Source organism: Dictyobacter halimunensis, assembly GCF_036245075.1.
In genome coordinates, this window is sequence record NZ_BSRI01000002.1 from 1477379 (window position 1) to 1495835 (window position 18457).

The 18457-nt window shown below is 53.2% G+C and carries 13 protein-coding genes; 6 read left to right on the top strand and 7 right to left on the bottom strand.

The window, feature by feature from the left end; all coding sequences use genetic code 11:
- Positions 1–3: 3 nt before the first annotated feature.
- The 3 genes from nuoL to AABA21_RS20145 are packed head-to-tail and all read right to left on the bottom strand — an operon-like array spanning position 4 to position 3030.
- Positions 4–2172, bottom strand: coding sequence for an NADH-quinone oxidoreductase subunit L (gene nuoL, locus AABA21_RS20135; RefSeq protein ID WP_338253240.1), 2169 nt, complete (start codon positions 2170–2172; stop codon positions 4–6).
- A 4-nt stretch (positions 2173–2176) separates the two neighbouring features.
- Positions 2177–2500 (bottom strand): NADH-quinone oxidoreductase subunit NuoK, encoded by a 324-nt coding sequence (gene nuoK, locus AABA21_RS20140; protein WP_126595220.1) that lies wholly within the window; start codon positions 2498–2500, stop codon positions 2177–2179.
- A 5-nt stretch (positions 2501–2505) separates the two neighbouring features.
- Positions 2506–3030: an NADH-quinone oxidoreductase subunit J family protein gene (locus AABA21_RS20145; protein WP_338253241.1), complete on the bottom strand. Its 525-nt coding sequence runs from the start codon at positions 3028–3030 to the stop codon at positions 2506–2508.
- 456 nt (positions 3031–3486) lie between these two features.
- Between AABA21_RS20145 and AABA21_RS20150 the strand changes: the two genes are divergently transcribed.
- Positions 3487–5829 (top strand): protein kinase domain-containing protein, encoded by a 2343-nt coding sequence (locus AABA21_RS20150; protein WP_338253242.1) that lies wholly within the window; start codon positions 3487–3489, stop codon positions 5827–5829.
- Positions 5830–5934: 105 nt separating this feature from the next.
- On the opposite strand, the gene AABA21_RS20155 is transcribed toward AABA21_RS20150, so the two are convergent.
- The gene (locus tag AABA21_RS20155) at positions 5935–7341 is read right to left on the bottom strand and encodes a calcium:cation antiporter (protein ID WP_338253243.1); all 1407 of its coding nucleotides are present in this window, start codon (positions 7339–7341) and stop codon (positions 5935–5937) included.
- A gap of 392 nt (positions 7342–7733) precedes the next feature.
- On the opposite strand from AABA21_RS20155, the gene AABA21_RS20160 reads away from it, so the two are divergent.
- Both AABA21_RS20160 and AABA21_RS20165 read left to right on the top strand, forming a co-directional pair.
- A complete protein-coding gene (locus AABA21_RS20160; RefSeq protein WP_338253244.1) occupies positions 7734–8573 on the top strand; it encodes a hypothetical protein in 840 nt (279 codons plus the stop codon).
- 74 nt (positions 8574–8647) lie between these two features.
- Complete coding sequence (locus AABA21_RS20165) at positions 8648–9613, top strand: aromatic ring-hydroxylating dioxygenase subunit alpha (RefSeq protein WP_338253245.1); 966 nt, start codon at positions 8648–8650, stop codon at positions 9611–9613.
- Positions 9614–9683: 70 nt separating this feature from the next.
- On the opposite strand, the gene AABA21_RS20170 is transcribed toward AABA21_RS20165, so the two are convergent.
- Positions 9684–10820: a tetratricopeptide repeat protein gene (locus tag AABA21_RS20170; RefSeq protein ID WP_338253246.1), complete on the bottom strand. Its 1137-nt coding sequence runs from the start codon at positions 10818–10820 to the stop codon at positions 9684–9686.
- An 843-nt stretch (positions 10821–11663) separates the two neighbouring features.
- Here AABA21_RS20170 and AABA21_RS20175 point away from each other — a divergent pair.
- Complete coding sequence (locus AABA21_RS20175; RefSeq protein ID WP_338253247.1) at positions 11664–12692, top strand: gluconeogenesis factor YvcK family protein; 1029 nt, start codon at positions 11664–11666, stop codon at positions 12690–12692.
- An 85-nt stretch (positions 12693–12777) separates the two neighbouring features.
- Here AABA21_RS20175 and AABA21_RS20180 read toward each other — a convergent pair whose 3' ends face one another.
- Together AABA21_RS20180 and pdxR are read right to left on the bottom strand one after the other, a co-directional pair.
- A complete protein-coding gene (locus AABA21_RS20180) occupies positions 12778–14367 on the bottom strand; it encodes a gamma-glutamylcyclotransferase family protein (protein ID WP_338253248.1) in 1590 nt (529 codons plus the stop codon).
- 179 nt (positions 14368–14546) lie between these two features.
- Positions 14547–16130 (bottom strand): MocR-like pyridoxine biosynthesis transcription factor PdxR, encoded by a 1584-nt coding sequence (pdxR, locus tag AABA21_RS20185; RefSeq protein ID WP_338253249.1) that lies wholly within the window; start codon positions 16128–16130, stop codon positions 14547–14549.
- 925 nt (positions 16131–17055) lie between these two features.
- Here pdxR and AABA21_RS20190 point away from each other — a divergent pair.
- Together AABA21_RS20190 and AABA21_RS20195 are read left to right on the top strand one after the other, a co-directional pair.
- Complete coding sequence (locus AABA21_RS20190; protein ID WP_338253250.1) at positions 17056–17976, top strand: eIF2B alpha/beta/delta subunit family protein; 921 nt, start codon at positions 17056–17058, stop codon at positions 17974–17976.
- Positions 17977–18106: 130 nt separating this feature from the next.
- Positions 18107–18442 carry a DUF5522 domain-containing protein gene (locus AABA21_RS20195; protein WP_338253251.1) on the top strand — a complete coding sequence of 112 codons (336 nt, stop codon included), beginning with the start codon at positions 18107–18109 and terminating at the stop codon, positions 18440–18442.
- Positions 18443–18457: the final 15 nt, after the last annotated feature.

Below are 18457 nucleotides of genomic sequence, written 5' to 3' on the forward strand. Positions count from 1 at the left end.
CCTTTACTTGACGCCTGTGGTGATCAGGACAACGACGACAATCGCCAATACAGCCACACCGCCAAAGAAGCCCAGCATATACGTCTGTACACGACCGGTCTCCACACGACGGGCGCCAGCCCCCAGGCCAGTCACACCGCGTGCCACACCATTGACGATGCCATCTACAACATAGGTATCAAACAGCTGCGACAACTTGGAGACGCCACCCAGGATCAGGTAGTTGGTAATCCAGTTGTACAGGGTATCCATATAGTAACGGTTATACAGAATGTTATGCAGCACACGCAGCACGGCGTTCGACTGCACAAACTGGTTGATCTTCACCAGCTCGACGCGGCCATAGACCGCCCAGGCAATGCCCAGTCCAGCCAGGGACACGATGACACCGAACCAGGTATCCAGGCTTGTTAGCAGGGTCGGGATGCTCAAGTTCTGCACAGCCTCGGCGTTGACGTTAACATACTGGTAGAAACCGGTCCAGTAGCCAGCGATGACGGAGGGGATCACCAGCAGCATCAACGGAATGGTCATGGTCAGAGGAGACTCATGCACCTCACCGGAGCCACGATACGGACCACCCCACAGACCCATGAACTTACCACCCTTACCACCAAAGGCCAGGATGAAGGCGCGCAGCATATAGAAAGCGGTCAGGCCAGCGGTAAGCAGAGTCAAAGCATAGATAACAATATGACCATGCTCCAGCGACAGACCGATGATCTCTTCTTTACTATAGAAGCCGGACATGAAAGGGAAACCCGAGATAGCCAGCACAGCGACCAGCCAGGTGAAGGCGGTGATCGGCATGCGAGTCGCCAGGCCACCCATCAAACGTACATCCTGAACTTCTTTGTGCATGGCATGATGCAGACCGTGCAGCACGCTACCGGCACCCAGGAAGAGCAGAGCCTTGAAGAAGGCGTGCGTAAAGAGGTGGAACATACCGGGGCCAGGGCCAAACTCAGGACCGGCCACACCGAGACCCACGAACATATAGCCCAGCTGACTGATAGTCGAGAAGGCCAGCACACGCTTGAAGTCCGATTGCACCAGCGCGATAGTCGCGGCGAAGAAAGCGGTAAACGCACCGATCGAAGCCACAACATCAAAGGCGAACGCGGGAGCCGCGTTAAAGAGAGGGAAGGTACGGGCGACCATATAGACGCCGGCGGCAACCATGGTTGCCGCGTGGATCAGCGCGCTCACCGGGGTAGGACCTTCCATAGCGGAGGGCAACCATGTATGCAGCGGGAACTGCGCCGACTTACCAATCGCGCCACAGAACACCAGCAGCATCGCCACACCCAGCAGGGTGGAATGATACAAAGGGTTACCAGAAGTGATACTCTTCTGAATCTGCGCGAAATCGAAGGATCCTGTATTGACGAAAAGGATCATGATACCGAGGATAAAACCAACGTCACCGATGCGGTTCATGATAAATGATTGCAGGTTCGCACTAGCAGGCGCGGGTCGCTGCTCCTCGGGTTTAGCCCGTTTATTGATCCAGAAACCGATCAACAGATAAGAGCTCAAACCGACCAGTTCCCAGCCACAGAAGATTACCAGGAAGTTCTGGGCGAAAATGATCAGCAACATTGAGAACGCGAACAAAGACAGGTAGGCATAAAAGCGCGCATAACCTGCCGAGTTCTCCATATATCCCTGGGAGTAAAACTGGACCAGCAATGAGATAGTGGTTACCACCACCAGCATCGCGATGCCCAGACGGTCCAGGTGGAAGGCGATATCATAATGCAGAGTAGCCACATTGAGCCAGGTATAAGAAAAGACCGGAATACCGCTCTGAGGCAGAACGCTCGAAGTCATCGAGCTCAACAGCAAGACCCAGGAATAAACACAGGCGGCAAGCATAATCAGCAGCGCGGCATAGGCGCTGGCCTTTGCACCGGCCGAAAGACGAGGAACCTTAGGATCATCGTCATCATCCTCGGCATGCCCGACTCGCTCATCTCCATGGGTGCCCTGCGCCTCAACCGAATGATGGTCAGCGTGGTCGCTGGCATGGTCTCCATGGCCACCAGCATGAGCTGCAGGAGCCGTCTTAGGTCGGCTCAGCATATCCCATACCCGTGTACCGAAGATGATTACAGCGAAAGCGAGGAGCGGTGCAAACAAGATTGTCCACGATAATTGATACAACAACATCTGATCACCACTTCATCATATCGATCTCGCCAACATCCACCGTAGCACGTTTGCGATAGATGGCAATAATCATTGCCAGTGCAACCGCAGCCTCGGCCGCAGCAACAGTGATAATGAAAATAGCGAAGATCTGTCCAGTCAACAGCTCTTTATAAGCATTGACGGTATTAAAGTACGAAAAACCAACCATTGTAATATTGACTGCATTCAGCATAATTTCAATACCCATCAATACGGCAATGGCATTGCGCTTCGTAATAGCGCCATACAGGCCAATACAAAAGAGCACGGCCCCCAGAACAACAAAATGATTAACTGTAAGCTGCATCCCCATTAATCCTCTCTGCCAATGACAATTGCGCCAACAATTGCGACCAGCAACACCAGTGATGCAATTTCAAACGGGAGCACATAGCTGTAATGGACAGGGCTGTATAACAACTGGCCGATGCTCACAACGTTGTTGGGGAGCTGCTTTGCGACCTCTGACGCACTGACAACATTCTTTACAGCATGCTGGCTCGTATTCACCGCGTAGATGATCGCCACGCCAAGGGCGGCACAGATCACAGCAGCCACGGGCCATAACCTATTAGTTGGATTGGTTTGTGTACGTCCCGTAATGCGCGTTAACATCAGCGCAAACAAGATCAAAATCGTTACCGCACCTACATAGATGAGGATTTGCACAATAGCAATAAATTCTGCACTGAGCAGGACATAAATACCGGCGGCCATGGCGAAGACCATAACCAGAGCCAGAGCGCTATGCACAATATTACGAAGCCCCACCACCAGCAATGCGGCACCCACCAGGATCACGGCGAAGATCCAGAATAAGAGGGTGGCTAAATCCATAAAAAAACATACCTCCGGATTATATCAGATATTATTGGATCGTAATTTCAGACTCAAACCAGAGGGAGAAGATTACACATCCTTACATTGGTTAATTTCTGCTAATTGTATTGTATCTCATTCTACGACGCCCTGGACACGACAAGGTAAGCCTATATCCTAATGGGGGAGTAGAACACGTGCATAGTCCCTTTGGGATTCTAACAAAACCTGAGACTGGTGACAAGGGGAAAAAAGTTCCATTGCGCCACCATTAGTCAGGCAATCAGCCCCATCTCCAATTACCCGTTGCTTACGCTATCCCTGCCATTTATGAAAATAACTCTACAATAACAAGATGCAAGTAGGCAACCATCATGCCTACTAAATGGCGGTACACGACACGTAAGGGAACCAGGTGTGCTATAATTTGTCGTAAACATACATAGTTTCATTTTAAAAGGGCGTAATTGTGGCATGAGCTTAACACATACATCTCTCGATCAAACTCAACCTGATATAATGCGATGCAAACGTTGCAATGCGGAATTGCCACCTTCGGCAACTTTTTGCGGACGATGTGGTGAGCGCGTCGAGAAACAGGGAGGCGATAAGTCATCTCCCAAGAACGCCGACATCACTGACCGCTATCGTATCACTTCATTGCTGCGGCGACAAGCTCCAGCACAGGTCTTAATGGCCATTGATACCCAGCAGCAACGCCCGGTCATCATCCATGATATTGATATCAGCTCGCTTGACGAGGAACATCGAGCCCTGGCTATCGCGGCGTTACAAAATGAATATGACGTGCTGCGCCGGCAGCGTATTCCAGCGGTAATGCCGCTGGTCGATCTACGCTATTTCAATGGACATCTATACGTCATTTCCGGCTGGCCATTCGCGCTGGCCAGCAAAGATGGCACCAGCAACACATCGCAGATACGGGTCTCAACCTTGCAAGATATCCTGCAAAGTGGCATTGGCCTGCCCGATGAACAGACAGCCATCGCCTGGATTTATCGCCTGAGCCGGGCGCTTGAACAGATCCATCGCTCAGAGGTCATGCTCGGGCAGATCGATCCCCAGACCATCGTAGTCAGTCAGCATGACTATAGTGGAGAGCCACTCCTCATCATCGCCTGGATCCCTGATCTCCTACGCGAACTCATTCCCCAGCCATTGAACCATGCCAATCCTTCTCCGTTTTGCGCACCCGAGGTACTGCTGGGCGATATCGAGCCACGTTCAGATATCTACAGTCTGGGCGCCATTCTCTATCTGTTGTTGACAGGCATTACACCCGATGATGCCAATAAACGTCGTCACCGTCCATTGCCAGCGTTGCGCGACCTGGATGCGCGCAGCAATAGCACATTGGATATGACGGTCATGCAGGCCCTGGCCATGGAGCGAGAGCTACGCTATCAAAGTGCCAGCGAATTCTCAGAAATGCTGCAGCGCTTCCTACCCCAATCCATCAACAATCGCTCCGGCGGCTCCAATAATCCGCAAGTCAGCAATGAGAAAAGTGCTCTGTCGATCGCTGCGAACATGGCCGATAATAAAAGTGACACCGATAATGGGGTAGCGGACACCGAGGAAGCAGATGATCAGACCATTTCGATGATCCCGCTTCAGGCTCGCATGGCCCGGCGCTACCTTTCCAGAATCAAAACAAGCAATCTGGGCTCGCCAGAAGTATCAACCGGGGAGGCGCCAGTGGAAAAAGGGGCGGCACAACAGAGACAGTTCCAGGTAGACGAGGGGACCAGCCAATCTGCACAACCATCTGCCGAGGAGCCAGAAGTTATGAATACAGAGACAACAGAAGAACAGACAGTGGAGTCCGCAGGCACTGAGCCCGCTAACGACTCGCAAGATGCCTCCACTATTGATGAGCGGCATACGTTGGAACAGCAGAATACAACTGATGTCCACCAGAACGAACAGAATCGACAAAGCGAGACCGCCGCGCCAGAGCTGAATAAATGGGGGCCGCAAGAAGGGGCCACCAGCGAGGGGCGGCATATCCAGCCATCGGGCGAACTACCACCTCAGGATATCTCCCAGATGTCGACGGTCCTGATTAAAAAAGACTCACTTACCGCGGACCTGTTAGCGCAGGCCGCAATGGTGGATCAGTCGGCTGATAATGGACAGGCTGACAATACCGAACAGGCACAACATGGTGAAGAGCCGATACACGAGCATAAAGACTCATCGCTAACACACCTGAAGAATATCATCACCGGTTCTCTGCCGGCATTGCCCAAACTTCACATACCAAAAACTCCCATCCTGGGCGGAGAAAGCACAGGAGAGAACAAAGAACGGCCCGACGATTCGTTATTGAAACGGGTCCAGCGCTTCATCCTGGGCGAACCTCAGCAGAGCACATCAGCGGCAGCCCTAATTGAGACGCCGATGCGTATCCAACCCAAGCAGGGCTACTCTATTCGCGTCAACGTCCTGGGACGCAACAAGGCTAACAATGATCAGGTAACTGGTGGGTTGAGCTCTCTGGGAGAAGGGGAAACGGTTCACATCGAAGTGCGGTCAGCGCTCTATCAGAACTACGCCTACATTGTCCAGCAGGCTGACGTCACCATACCAGGAACCGGCTATGTCGCCGAGGTCACGATGCCTATGCAGGCTCTCAGCAGCGGACCCAGCGGTAGACGCGAACGCCTGCATATCTTCTTTATGGATGACAATCGCAGTCCCCTCTATGAAAAGCCTTTTGTTATCGAGCTGTTCGTCTCCCACCTCGTCCAGAGCGGTCGCGAAGGACATAATGTACTGTCAATACCATTATAATGGTATTGACAGTACATTATTTTAATGAGGATATGGAGAGGGGCCCTGTGTGGTGTGCAGTGCACACCACACAGGGCCCCTCTCCATATCCTCATTATTAATTTCTTATCCAGGGATGACGGGTGAGTTTCCGAATAGGAAGATGGTGCCACCCATCATGGCATAGAGCAGTATCATCAGCAGACCTTCGAGCCAGACCAGTTCACCATCTTTGGTGACTTCGCTAAAAAGGAAGGTGGCTAGCGCGAGCACAGCCAGTTCAACCAGGCTAAAAATCAGGTCGAGACGGTGCGGCATAAAGAGGCTAACCAGGACCAGGATGGGGGCCATTAGCAAAGCGATCTGGATCGACGAGCCTGCGGAGGCAGACAAAACCATTTCCATGCGCTTATCCAGGGCCATAGAGATAGTGTTGAAGTATTCTGGCAGACCACCGATCAAAGGAATAAAGATCAGGCCCACAAAGGCGGCATTCCAGTGCAGTACCGCCGTCATCGGCTCAATCGTCCCCACCAGAATCTCAGAGATGATAGCGACCCCAACGGTTGCCAGGATCAGCAGGAGCAGGCTTCTCCACAAAGGAACCTTTTTCGCCTCTTCATTCGGCTTCGCCTCCTCTGGAGCCGTCTGCGCCTGCTTTCCAGCGCTCCGTTTAAGTACCAGAGACGGATCTAGCAGGGAATTCTTGGAGGCACTGTTCCCATCGGTAGCTTCTGGCGCCTTATCCTGCTCCGCCACCGCGCCGGCTGCCCCGGCCGCATTTCCTGTCTCATGGGCAACGATCGCATCAACGGTACCATCAATGCGCCGCAGCACGCCGCTCTTGCCCGCAACCGAGCTCTGAGCCAGGTGCTGGCGATAGGCGAGCAGACGCATAATAGCGGCCGCCGAACGCGCTCCCACCAACGGATCAATCTCTACCTCGTTCTCCTGATGTTTATCACCCAGGCGAAAGACGCTGAACAGGATCGACGCGACATAGCCGATCAACAACATGACCGCAATCGCGTCCGATAGCATCACACCACGCTCAGCAACCATCGATTGGTTGGCGCGTGTCGCGAAGATTTCAGCGATCGTGGGCAGCAACAGACCCCCGATCGAGAGTGCCAGCAACGATGCGTACTGGCTGGCCGGACGCGTCTCAAAACGCAGGCGCCCATTTTTAAAGCCACCGATACAGACGGCGATCCCAAAGACCAGCAAAAGATTCCCGAGCACCGTCCCGATAATGGTGGCACTCACCACATCAACCAGACCCTTGGTGAGAGAAATAATACCGATAATAAGTTCAGTGGCATTGCCGAATGTCGCGAACAATAAACCACCAATACGCTCACCTGTATGCTCCGCCACCTCTTCCACCGATTGGCCAATCAGAGCAGCCAGTGGAACAATACCCAGGGCGGCAATCACAAAAAGCACCCATGAAGGGACATGTATAAAGGGAACATATTCAAACACAACAGCCAGAGCAGCAAAGATCAATAAGAAATATAACCAGCGCGGCATTCCATTCCTCCCAAATTATCCTGGATAGAAATCCATACGTTGTATACGCACGGTCATGCTGTAGAGTTACAGCCGCCCGGTTGGTCATGCTGGGAAACGGCATGACCAACCGGGCATGGGGAACGCAGGCATCCCCATTCTCTTATGATGTGCTGGTGCAAGCGGGAGGTGCAGGAGGGCCGGCGAGGCCCTCCTGCCGGGGTGTGGGGTGTCCCCACCAGATCCTCCCTCTCCCGCCGCCCGCAGGGCGGCAGAGCGGAGTCCGAGAGCACAGCTCTGAAATCAGACCACTGACAACTCTTGTCAGAAGTAGTAAACTTTTGCCATACTTTTAATGGAGAGAAAAGTCTCAAGCATTGTCTTTACCAGGTATTTAATAAAGGTTTTTTCTAATGAAACGTGGTTTATTAGCCAGGCTACGCTCAAATGGCATCTATTACATTATTGCGGGCCTGCTTTTGTTGTTAGTCATACCGCTCTACCAGGTCCTCTTCCTGGGTCATACCGGCTTTAGCGCCGCCCTGGACGCCACCGGTCTGGGACGCTACACAGCCTATCTTGCCTGGATCAGTAGCCATAGCCTGCCGTTTTTGGTCTATCGCGCGCTCTTGCTGTGCGCCTTTTTGCTACTGATCTCGTTTCCGTTTAACCTGAATCGCATTATTATCGCCCAGGAATTGATGGCGCAACAGGAGCGCGAGGAGGAAGAGCGCCAGGCCATGACAGAGCAGGCAGGCGCCGCCGATAGCGAAGAAGAAGAGGAGGAGGATGGACTACCGGCATATCCATGGCGTGGTAAAGGGTTTGTCGTGCTGGCGGCCTGGCTGGGTCTGGTCGGGCTCTCGATTTATTTGCTGGGTACCGCGGCCAGCAGCATCTACTTCATCCTCGTTGCCAGCAGCACAGGAGCCGCCCTGCAAAACAGCGTCACAACCATCGCGCCCATATTTTCCATCATCACCAATGTGCTGGGCACCGGTCTGCTGGGATTGGGATGCCTGTTCTTTGGCGCCATGATCGGGCGTACCGGCAAGAATCTCTGGCCAGGAGCCTGGGTAGCCTTTGGCTACGCCTCGCTCTTCATCGGAGCCATGCTCTGCATCAGCGCGGTAGCCGTGCTTAGCGCCGCAGGCAGTGGTCAGAGCACCCTGACGACCATTGCCACCCTCCTCTTCGCAATCTGGATCATCTGGCTGGGGACCATGCTGGTGCGTTTGAAACCGGAACCGTAAATTCATAAATTAATCGGACGCGAGGTCCGAACTTATGGTATTTTTCATGAAATGGGAGAAAGGGAATTGTATTTATGCTTAATGATCAGGTGTTGGTGAACGATTGGCATGTCGTCGCCCGGGCAGAGGAGTTGCAGGAGGGGAGAACCATGCCGGTCCGTCTGCTGGAAGAAGACCTGGTGCTCTGGCGCGTAGGCGGAAAGATCTGCGCCTGGCAGGATCTGTGCGTCCATCGGGGAACCAGGCTCTCGCTTGGCAAGGTTGAGAACGGGACCCTGGCCTGTGCTTATCATGGCTGGGTTTATAATGAAGATGGTCAATGTATACGCTACCCGGCCCATCCCAGTCAGCAGCCATCAGAGCGTGCGCGGGCCAGGGTGTACCAGGCCCGCGAAAAATATGGCTGGATCTGGGTCTGCCTGGGAGAGGCGACCAGAGACATTCCGCATTTCCCTCAATGGGAGGACGCCAGCTATCGCAAGGTTCACTGCGGGCCATACACATACAAAGCCAGCGCCCCCAGGGCGATTGAAAACTTTCTGGATATCACGCACTTCCCGTTTGTGCACCAATCGTACCTGGGAGATCCCACGCATGCTGAAGTCAATGATTATCAGGTAACAACTGATGAGGATGGTATCACAGCCAGTAACATCACCGTCTGGCAGCCCGATCCCGATGGTAGCGGGCAAGGAGCTCTTGTCTCCTATACGTATCGCGTGTATCGGCCTCTGACGGCGGGGTTTGTGAAATCTTCGGCGGGTCCCCACTTTGCCATGTTCTTCACCATCACGCCGGTAGCGCCCAACCTTTCACATGCATGGGCATATGTAGCGATGGATTATAGCAATCTCACCGAGAGCGAGATCCAGGAATTTCAGAATCTGATTACCATGCAGGATGTGCCGATCGTAGAATCTCAGCGGCCGGAACTACTGCCCCTGGACCTGCAGGCTGAGCTACACCTGCGCTCCGACCGCACCGCCATCGCTTATCGCAAATGGTTAGGGCAGCTGGGATTAAGTTTCGGGACAGCTTGATCCCAGTTTAAATAGCTGGTGGGTCACCCATATGCTGTGCTGGTGCACGACATACACGTGACCTACCGGGCTATTTACCATCTTCTCTAAATTGATGGAGCGCGGTATAGCCGGCGCGCCAGCACTCAATGGCTTCCGCGTCGCGGCCGAGTTCCTCTAGAACCTGCGCCCAACCACCGTAGATCTCAGCCTCATCGGCGTAAGCCTGGGTCGCGGCCAGGCACGTCTTGGCCTTCTCATACCAGGAAAGAGTCTCCTCCAGCAGCTGGCGATGCCGGGCTCCGTCCTGCTGGAGAGCCGCCGCATACGCCACCTTGGCGATTACATGATAGACTCGCCCCTTCATATGCACATCATCGGTCTGCTCCATCGTCGTCAGGGCCAGTTGACAATAGCGCCTGGCCTCCGTCAGACGCTTCTCAGCCAGGCGCACCTCTGCCAGGGCGGCGCAGTTCAACATAGCCAGTGTTGGTCCCTGGTAACTGGTTGCCATAGCCAGCGACTCAGTATAGTGGTCAGAAGACTCGCGATAATTGCCCATCTGCATACAGACATGGCCGAGCATATTGTGCATGCGCGCCGCCATCTGCTGATCCTCGCGCGCCATATACAGGCGCAGCGCCTCCTGACCGGCGTTGTACGAATCGACGAGCTTATTCATTGCGCGATAGACATCGCACAGGCCATAATAGATATCGGGCAGAGCCGTCTCATTGCCGTAATGATTACAGAGGCGTATCGCCTCCTCGTAGTGCTCAAGAGCTGGAGTATATAAACCACGCATCAGACACGTCATGGCCAGGTAGTAACGCGCATGGATACGAACCACCGGCAGATGAACGCGTCGATCGTGTAGTACCTTCAGGCAACGCGTAAAATGAAGAGAGGCATCTTCATACGTTGAAAGGTTCACCGCAGCCATTCCCAGTCGCAACAACGCCATCGCATGGCGCTCGCGCTCCTGTGGTGTCTCTACAGCCAGGCGTTCATCCATTCCCACCAGAAGTGGTGAAAGAGTATTAAGCGCCTCCTCCCACTGTTGGCGCTGAACATAACACCAGCCAAGCAGATACGCTACTTCTTGTTGCTGCTTCTCGTTATCGAGCTGCATGTTTATCAATACGTCCAGAGCCGCGTCATATCTGCCTTCTTCCACCAGAAGTCTGGCCCGATAAAGTAACATCCTGTTATCCGCATTCTGTGTCACTAGCGCATTCCTCCCTCAAAAATAAGAGCAATTATAACACATCTAATCTCATAGGTACACATATCACTCATGATGCGATATATTGTTTAATGGATTGAGAAACCAGTGGATACCAAACTACCGTTATGCACAATAAAACACCCTAAACCTATATTTTTATCTTATTAATAGACAAAAATAAATGAGGATTATTAAATTTTCACCAAAACTTTAGCCTTTAAGGGATGGATGGGCAAAAAATTAAAGTGTAAGGAGAAAAATTACATGGAAAGGCATATAGAGAGCATGTAAAAATACAACGGGAGTCTTGCGCCCCCGACACCGCGCCCACAAAGTGTCGAAGAGATTCCCGTTGACAACAGTATAGCGTAATTCCATTCCTTACACAAGAAGATAGGACTTATGGGAGGATAGATCATTCAAATAACATAAAGAGAAATGTTGATTTGCAACTATATTTGCTGCGTAATAGCATAACATATATTATAGCTGAGTATGATTCATTCAGCACCAGTAGCCAGAAGCTCCTACTTAAAGAAGTAGCTGATAAGGGTAGACAAGCATAATTCTTGCACGAGGTATACTGTCGTGATAGACTGTCGGAAGAAAACAGATCATTGTTTTGAAAATGATAGATATTAAAATTATCATTTTCTCCGATTGTTTATATTACAATGTTTGCTTATCAAATATATGTCGAAAAAATAACGACGCCGTACGTATTATACAATGCATATCATGGCGTAATTGAACAGACGCATGCTGTGCATCTACATAATGCGTATTTGTGTAGAGGAACATATTGTGGATAACGAACCTGGAATCAGCCGAAGGAGAAACCTAGTGCAGAGGAATTTGCGCACAGGAGACCAGTTTGCAGGACGCCGTGTTGTAACTATCGGCGGAGGATCAGGAACATTTTCACTCCTTTCCCATCTCAAAAAATATCCATTTAATATCACTGCCGTGGTCAATATGTCGGACAGTGGCGGTAGCTCACGCCGGCTCATGGACGAGTTCCGCCGCCAGTTGCCATTGGGCGATCTGCGCATGTCGCTGGTTGCGCTGGCTCGCAACGGAGCCCTGTGGCGAGAAGTATTTATGCATCGTTTTGAAAAATCCGAAGATGCCACTGAAGCCAATACTGTTGGGGGCGTTGGCGGCCATAGCCTGGGCAACCTTATTCTGAAAGGTCTGCAAGATATCAACAATGAAGATCTTCTGCTGGCTATTGAAGATGCGCAAGAGTTACTGGATACCGCCGGCAACGTCGTGCCCGTAACCCTGGCTCAGACCACTATTTGCGCTGATCTGGAAGACGGCACCGCGATATGCAGTGAAACAGAGATAGATACACGGGGAGAAAAACATCCTGGTCCGCTGTCGCCCATTCAAAATTTGCGCCTGATACCCGCAGATGCGCCTGCGTGCCAGCAGGCGGTTCGCGCCATCCGCCGCGCCGACACCATCATCATTGGTCCCGGAGACCTCTATACCAGCCTCTTACCCAATCTACTGGTGACGGAGATTGCTCGCGCGGTACGTGAATCTGACGCGGAAAAAGTCTATATTTGTAATCTGATGACAAAGCACGGTGAGACCGATCACTATAAAGCATCTGAATTTGTCAATGTGATTCACCACTATCTGGGGGCGCGGGTAGACCGTGTCTTGCTTAATGATGGTACCTTTTTATCAGAGGTTTTAAGCGCGTACGAGGAAAAAGGGAGCATGCCGGTACAGGTTGATCAAGAGCAGGTGGAGCGCATGGTTCCCAGCGTGGTTGTCGGGCGCTTTAACCTGGAGGGCGATTCGCTGGCGCGTCACGATCCCGAACGCGTTGTGCATGCGATCTTTGATAATGCCGATTAGGATGGTAATTCTTCAGTGATATGGTAAGGGGAACATGACACCAGGCGTCATGTCTTCCTTACCATATCACTGTTTTTCATCCAGTTCAGGGGCGCCGAAAAAATACGCGTCCTTCGCAGAGGCCGGCCAGGGCACCGACGAGTGAAAAAAGGGCGATATGGCGGTGCAGGTTTGCGCTCCAGATAAAGACGCCGCTGGTTAATAAAATATAGCTTAGAATAGCCAGTACCAATCCGATAAAGGGACGAGTGAACCAGGTAATAACGATAAATGTAGGGGGACGATCTATCTGCAGACGACTCAGGGTGACGATGCAACTGATACATCCTCCTAGAAGCCCATACATCATGACTAGCCAGGGCACCCCCAATGGCTCGAAGCTTTGATTAAACACCCCATTAGCCACCCCCAATCCCTGAATGATGGCGACCAGCAACACGATCAGCAACAGCGCAACCAGGTAGATGGCGAAGATCATCAGCCAGCGCTGCGTCTGCAGTGTGGACTGAGGCAGAAATGAACGTGGAATAAGGTTAGCGGAAGGTAGAAGGGATTCTTTAAAAACGGGCAGGGGTTCGGTATTATGTTCATTAGCGGTCGCTGTCTCGCTTCCAGAACCGGACAGCATGTCCGCTGGCAGATGGGCGGAACGTAGCTCCGATACATGCGAGGAATGCAGGCCGGCCACCTGAGATGAATGGGAGACATACTGACCAAGGGGACTATTGCGCATGGTACTCTCCTCTGAAGCGCTATTCATGGCGCTGACACGCCGTGAGCGCTGACCCATGAAGTATTCCCCGGCTGATTGCTCACTCTCAAGATTTACACGTTGCTCCAATAAACGCTGAATATAGCTCTCGGATATTTTATGCTTGCGCGCGATCTGCGCCAGGCGCTGCATAAAGGCCAGATCGCCGGTCCCTTGTTCAGGCAAAGTAAAGTGCAGCTGCTGATAGGCGACATCGGTCGCGACATAGGTAGTGCTGGTTATCTCGCGTTCCCGGTAAGACTCATGGACCGCCACCTGGATCCCCTTAAAAAACTTCTGCGGCGTGATTGCGGCATGGATAGTATCAAGCAACGATGGATCGTTCCCATTTGGTTCAGACACACGGCGTGGGATACGATAGAGCACACCCCATACCTCCGCGTCGGGCTCTAAACTGGGGCTGATCGCGACGATAGTGGGTCCAGTACTGCCATGGATACGCTGGGCGCCGACCACCAGTGTATAGCCTTTGAGAACCGCCGGACCATACAACAAGGCCAGGCCATCCAGGCGTTCAGGACTATTTAAAATCGCGGCGTCCATTTCCAGGCCGTATTCAAATAACCAGATAAATTCCTGCTCCTCTTCGAGGGGACCGGGCTGGCTGGTAGAGGCCGACGCCAATGCTTTCTCGCTATCGGACTCGCCGATCTCTTCAGGCAAGGGAGGAGCCGATGGTGCTTTCGAGGGAAAGGGAGGCGCGGTCTCAAGCCGGTTCTCGGCTGGATACTGACCCCCGGAGGATATCATCATTTCATATGAAAGTGGGCGCGGAGTATTGCTACGTACAATCGGCACGCCGGGCACAACCTCTTCTCCCGGTTGCTGCCCGGTGGTCGATACCGATGTTTCTTCCTGCTGCTCCTGCGCCTCATCAGATTTTTTCTGCTGCTTGTGCTCCATTTTGATTGCAACCTCCTTCTATTCACATGCCCACCAGTCAATCAAAATTACAGCTTCTATCATGCTAAGATACTCATAATGCCCGTCTTCACCAAATCAATAGGACTAATGGGGCAACAGGAGATTGACGGCCACAATGGTCGGGAACCATCAAGGTCGCTCTGAAAGGCAAAGATGGATCAAACCACCGGCAGATGCTCAATGGGGAGGTCCTGATCCTCTGAATGCGTCCTACGAGCCAACAAACGACGCATGGCGACTCCGATGCGACGTATGCCCTCGGAGATATGAGCCTCTTCAGGAGAAGCAAAACTCAGACGAATATAGTGCTGTCCGCCTCCATCGACATGGAACAGATCACCACTGACGAACGCGACCCGTTCGTGGGCCGCTTCACGCAACAGGTGGCGCGCCCGCATCCCATGGGGCAGACGGCACCAGAGATGCATACCACCGGTAGGCGGATAGACACGTCCCCCCGACGGCCAGTAGGTCTCGATGGCTTCCAGCATCAGGTTCAGCTTATGTTGATAGCACTGACGTGCCCGCGAGAGGTGTCCATCCAGTAGATCACGGCGTATCAATTCAGCGATAATCCACTGTCCGAGCGCGTTTGTATTGAGGTCAAAGGTTTGCTTATATAATCCCATGCGCTCAATTACGGGTTCGGGAGCAGCCAGCCAGGCCACACGCAGGCCAGGGGCCAGCATCTTCGAATAGGTGCTCAGATATAAGACATTGCCGTAGGTATCCAGGGACTTCAAGGGCCGGGATGGCTCCTCGCCAAAGTAGATCTCGCCATAAGCATCATCTTCAACGATAGGAACCTGGTAGCGCCTCGCCAGTTGCAGCAGGCGTCGACGCCGCTCAACGGACATCACCACCCCGGTAGGATTCTGGAAGGTCGGCAGGGTATAGATGAAGCGCGGCTGACGGCGCGCCAGGATCGCCTCCAGCAGATCCACACGCATCCCCTCACTATCGGTGGGGATACCAATGATGCGCGCGCCCAGCGCCCGGAACATCTGGATCGCGCCCAGATAGGTTGGCACCTCGACCACCACTTCATCGCCAGGTGAAAGCAGGAAACGCCCCAGCAATCCCAGACCCTGGGTGGAGCCCGAGAGGATCAGGATGTTCTGCACATCCACGCTCACGCCACGGGTGCGCATGCGGGCCGCGATCTGGCGGCGCAAGCTTAAGAGACCATCAACAGGGCAATAACCCAGCGCACTGCGTTGCGCTTCAAGCGAGCTATCGGCCATAATCGACTGAATCAGATCGGCCGGCAACATATCGGCGGAAGGAGTCCCCTGGGCCAGCGAAATAATCTCCTCGCCGGCTTTAAGCGAGGTCAGTTCGCTTACCGCGCGCGTGTCGCGTCCGATCAGTGAATCCTCATTTGCAGCCAGTCCCAGCAACCAGGAGGGCGTCGTCTGATCAAAATAGTCCTCCTCGGGGCGGAAAGAACCACGCTTCACCAGCGTTCCCCGTCCTACATGTCCCTCGATCAGGCCCTCGGCCGACAGATCGTTATAGGCATTCATGACCGTCGTACGGTTCACGCCCAGTTCTCGGGCCAGCGTACGTTCAGGAGGAAGGCGCGTCCCCTCGGGCAGTTCGCCAGAAAGGATCGCCTCGCGCAACCCCTGGCTGATCTGCCGATAGAGCGGAATGCCATTTGAACGCTCAAGACGGATAAATGAACGAATGGATGCCATAAACAAAGGCAATGGCTGATAGCTTGTCTGTGCTTGTCCCATGTCTTCCTCCCGATTGGCTGTTGATATCACACAGTGTAACCAATCCAATCGCTAACCCACAAGAGCCAATTAAGGGTTGTATCCAGCCAATTGTCAGACCTACTCTGACAATTGGTTGGGTAGTTGAGCGCCCCCGCACGGGCGTCCGCTGCGCGGCCGCGCTCGTTTTATATATGGGAGCCAGAGGTGGAGTGCGCCTCAGCGCACTCCACCTCTGGCTCCCATATATAAAACGAGTGTGCATTGCTGGCGCCGCAGAAGTCAGTTATGCGTTGGGCCAGTAGGGGCTGAGGTGCACTCCATCCCTGGCTCCCATATATAAACTGATGTGCACTGCTGGTGCCACAGAAATCAGTTATAAGTTGGGATAATAGGGGCGCAGATGCGCACTCCACCTCTGGCTCCCATATATAAATGACCGTTGAATGCTGCTGATGCCATAGATACCATTTGTGAATTGGGACAACAGGGGCGCGATACGCACCCCATGCTCCCATATAAAGACCGGTGTACACTGCTGGTGCCACAGAGTCAGTTATGCGTTGGGCCAGTAGGGGCGCATCTGCTCACCCCATCCCTGGCTCCCATATATAAAAACTGGTATGCACCGCTGGTGCCACAGAAGTCAGTTATGCGTTGGTGCAACAGGGGCGCATCTGCGCCCCTGTTGCACCAACGCATAAAAACCAGTGCGGCCGCGCAGCGGACGCCTGTGCGGGGGCGCTCACGTGCCTCAATCAGAGGGGAAGAGGATACAGCTAAGAAGTTGGGAAGAGGATTTGAAAAATAACGATGCGATCTAGCTGGGAGTATCCAGGGGGCTGGAGGTTATGCTACACTAAATCGCATCGTCTAACCTATCAAAAAGACGAATAGCAACCCATATCAGTTAATTTTTTCTTTATGCAAAGTGAAGTAATAATATATGGAAACAGTTGAACAACGTATTCAGCAGGTATGCGAGGATAGGGAGCATGGCTCACGCTGGCTGGTTAAAGAGGCGATTACGATTCTGCGCGACCTGGCGCGGGATGAGCGGCGTCCAGCATCCGAACGCCTGCGGCTTCTGGCCAGCGTCGCTCGGCAGATCGTTCAGGCTCGACCAGCCATGGGGGCGCTCACCAGCGCGGTCGGACACGTCATCCAGGCGCATGAAGAAGGATTGGAGGCCATGGGAAATGCAGCCCAGCAGTTACTGGACGACTATGCATCGGCGACCGAGCTCATGGCCGAACATGCACGTCCCTATGTAAAGGGACGCCTGATGACCTGCAGTATCTCAGGAACCGTTTTAGAGGTTCTGGTGGCGCTGAAGGACCAGATCGAGCACGTCACGGTGCTGGAGGGCCGTCCTCGCTACGAGGGGCGCGCAATGGCCCAGGCTCTGCATGAAAAAGGGATCGCGGTCACCATCATTACCGACGCGCAGGCGGACATTTTCTTGCCACAATGCCAGGGAGTGGTCGTAGGAGCCGATAGCCTCCTGATCAACGGGGATCTGCTAAATAAAGCCGGAACCGCGCTGCTGGCCTGGGCCGCCCGTGGACACGACATCCCTTTTTATGTCCTCAGCGAGACACTCAAAATCTCGCCCAAACGCTGGCACGAGCACGATCCCGCGCGTATGGCCAGCAACCTGGCGCTCCTGGAAGAGAAAGAGCCCGCGGAAGTCTTTGCCGATGCTCCATCCGGCATTCAGGTACGCAACTTCTACTTCGACCATACCCCTTATCGGCTCCTGACGCACGTCATCACCGAGAACGGTCTGCTTGATAGGAGGAGGATTCGAGAGATCGCGGTCGCCACCAGGGCCAGCGAACGCCTGCTGTCGAAGTGGCATCCGTAGGGGGCAACCTTGCCCTATCCCACTTTTTTTCAGCTACAATACTTCAACAGGCAATGCATTCTCAGCAAAACTGTGCCAGCCAGGCGTAGAAATGATATGTAAGTGGATGGGTACAGGGAAAGGTCTAATCATGTACTTGAGGAAAGAAGACGGGGATTGGGAGGTAACATCGAATGGCTTGTATGTTGCAACGCGAGGTTATCTTATTCGTCGCGGCTTCTGCTGCTCCAACCGCTGCCGAAACTGTCCATACATCAACTGGCATAGCAGTCCCCACTGGCAACCTCTTCCTGCCGAATGCATCAAACGCACCCGCGTCTCACCCAGGTCGATCTGCGCCGCCCAGGCGTTGCTGGCCTATCACGAACAGGAACTCAAAGATGGTCCGTCAGAGGACAGGGACAGACATCAAGAAATGATTGCCCACTATACACGCCTGCTCACCCAATGGGGGCACAAAAAATGAGGAAGGCCAATACAG

Bases quoted from the DNA above. Each gene is read 5' to 3' on its own strand.
- AABA21_RS20160 (WP_338253244.1), top strand. From the start codon at position 7,734: ATGAAACGTGGTTTATTAGCCAGGCTACGCTCAAATGGCATCTATTAC.
- AABA21_RS20195 (WP_338253251.1), top strand. From the start codon at position 18,107: ATGTACTTGAGGAAAGAAGACGGGGATTGGGAGGTAACATCGAATGGC.
- pdxR (WP_338253249.1), bottom strand. From the start codon at position 16,130: ATGGGACAAGCACAGACAAGCTATCAGCCATTGCCTTTGTTTATGGCA.
- AABA21_RS20180 (WP_338253248.1), bottom strand. From the start codon at position 14,367: ATGGAGCACAAGCAGCAGAAAAAATCTGATGAGGCGCAGGAGCAGCAG.
- nuoL (WP_338253240.1), bottom strand. From the start codon at position 2,172: ATGTTGTTGTATCAATTATCGTGGACAATCTTGTTTGCACCGCTCCTC.
- AABA21_RS20165 (WP_338253245.1), top strand. From the start codon at position 8,648: ATGCTTAATGATCAGGTGTTGGTGAACGATTGGCATGTCGTCGCCCGG.
- AABA21_RS20155 (WP_338253243.1), bottom strand. From the start codon at position 7,341: ATGCCGCGCTGGTTATATTTCTTATTGATCTTTGCTGCTCTGGCTGTT.
- AABA21_RS20150 (WP_338253242.1), top strand. From the start codon at position 3,487: ATGAGCTTAACACATACATCTCTCGATCAAACTCAACCTGATATAATG.
- AABA21_RS20190 (WP_338253250.1), top strand. From the start codon at position 17,056: ATGGAAACAGTTGAACAACGTATTCAGCAGGTATGCGAGGATAGGGAG.
- AABA21_RS20145 (WP_338253241.1), bottom strand. From the start codon at position 3,030: ATGGATTTAGCCACCCTCTTATTCTGGATCTTCGCCGTGATCCTGGTG.
- nuoK (WP_126595220.1), bottom strand. From the start codon at position 2,500: ATGCAGCTTACAGTTAATCATTTTGTTGTTCTGGGGGCCGTGCTCTTT.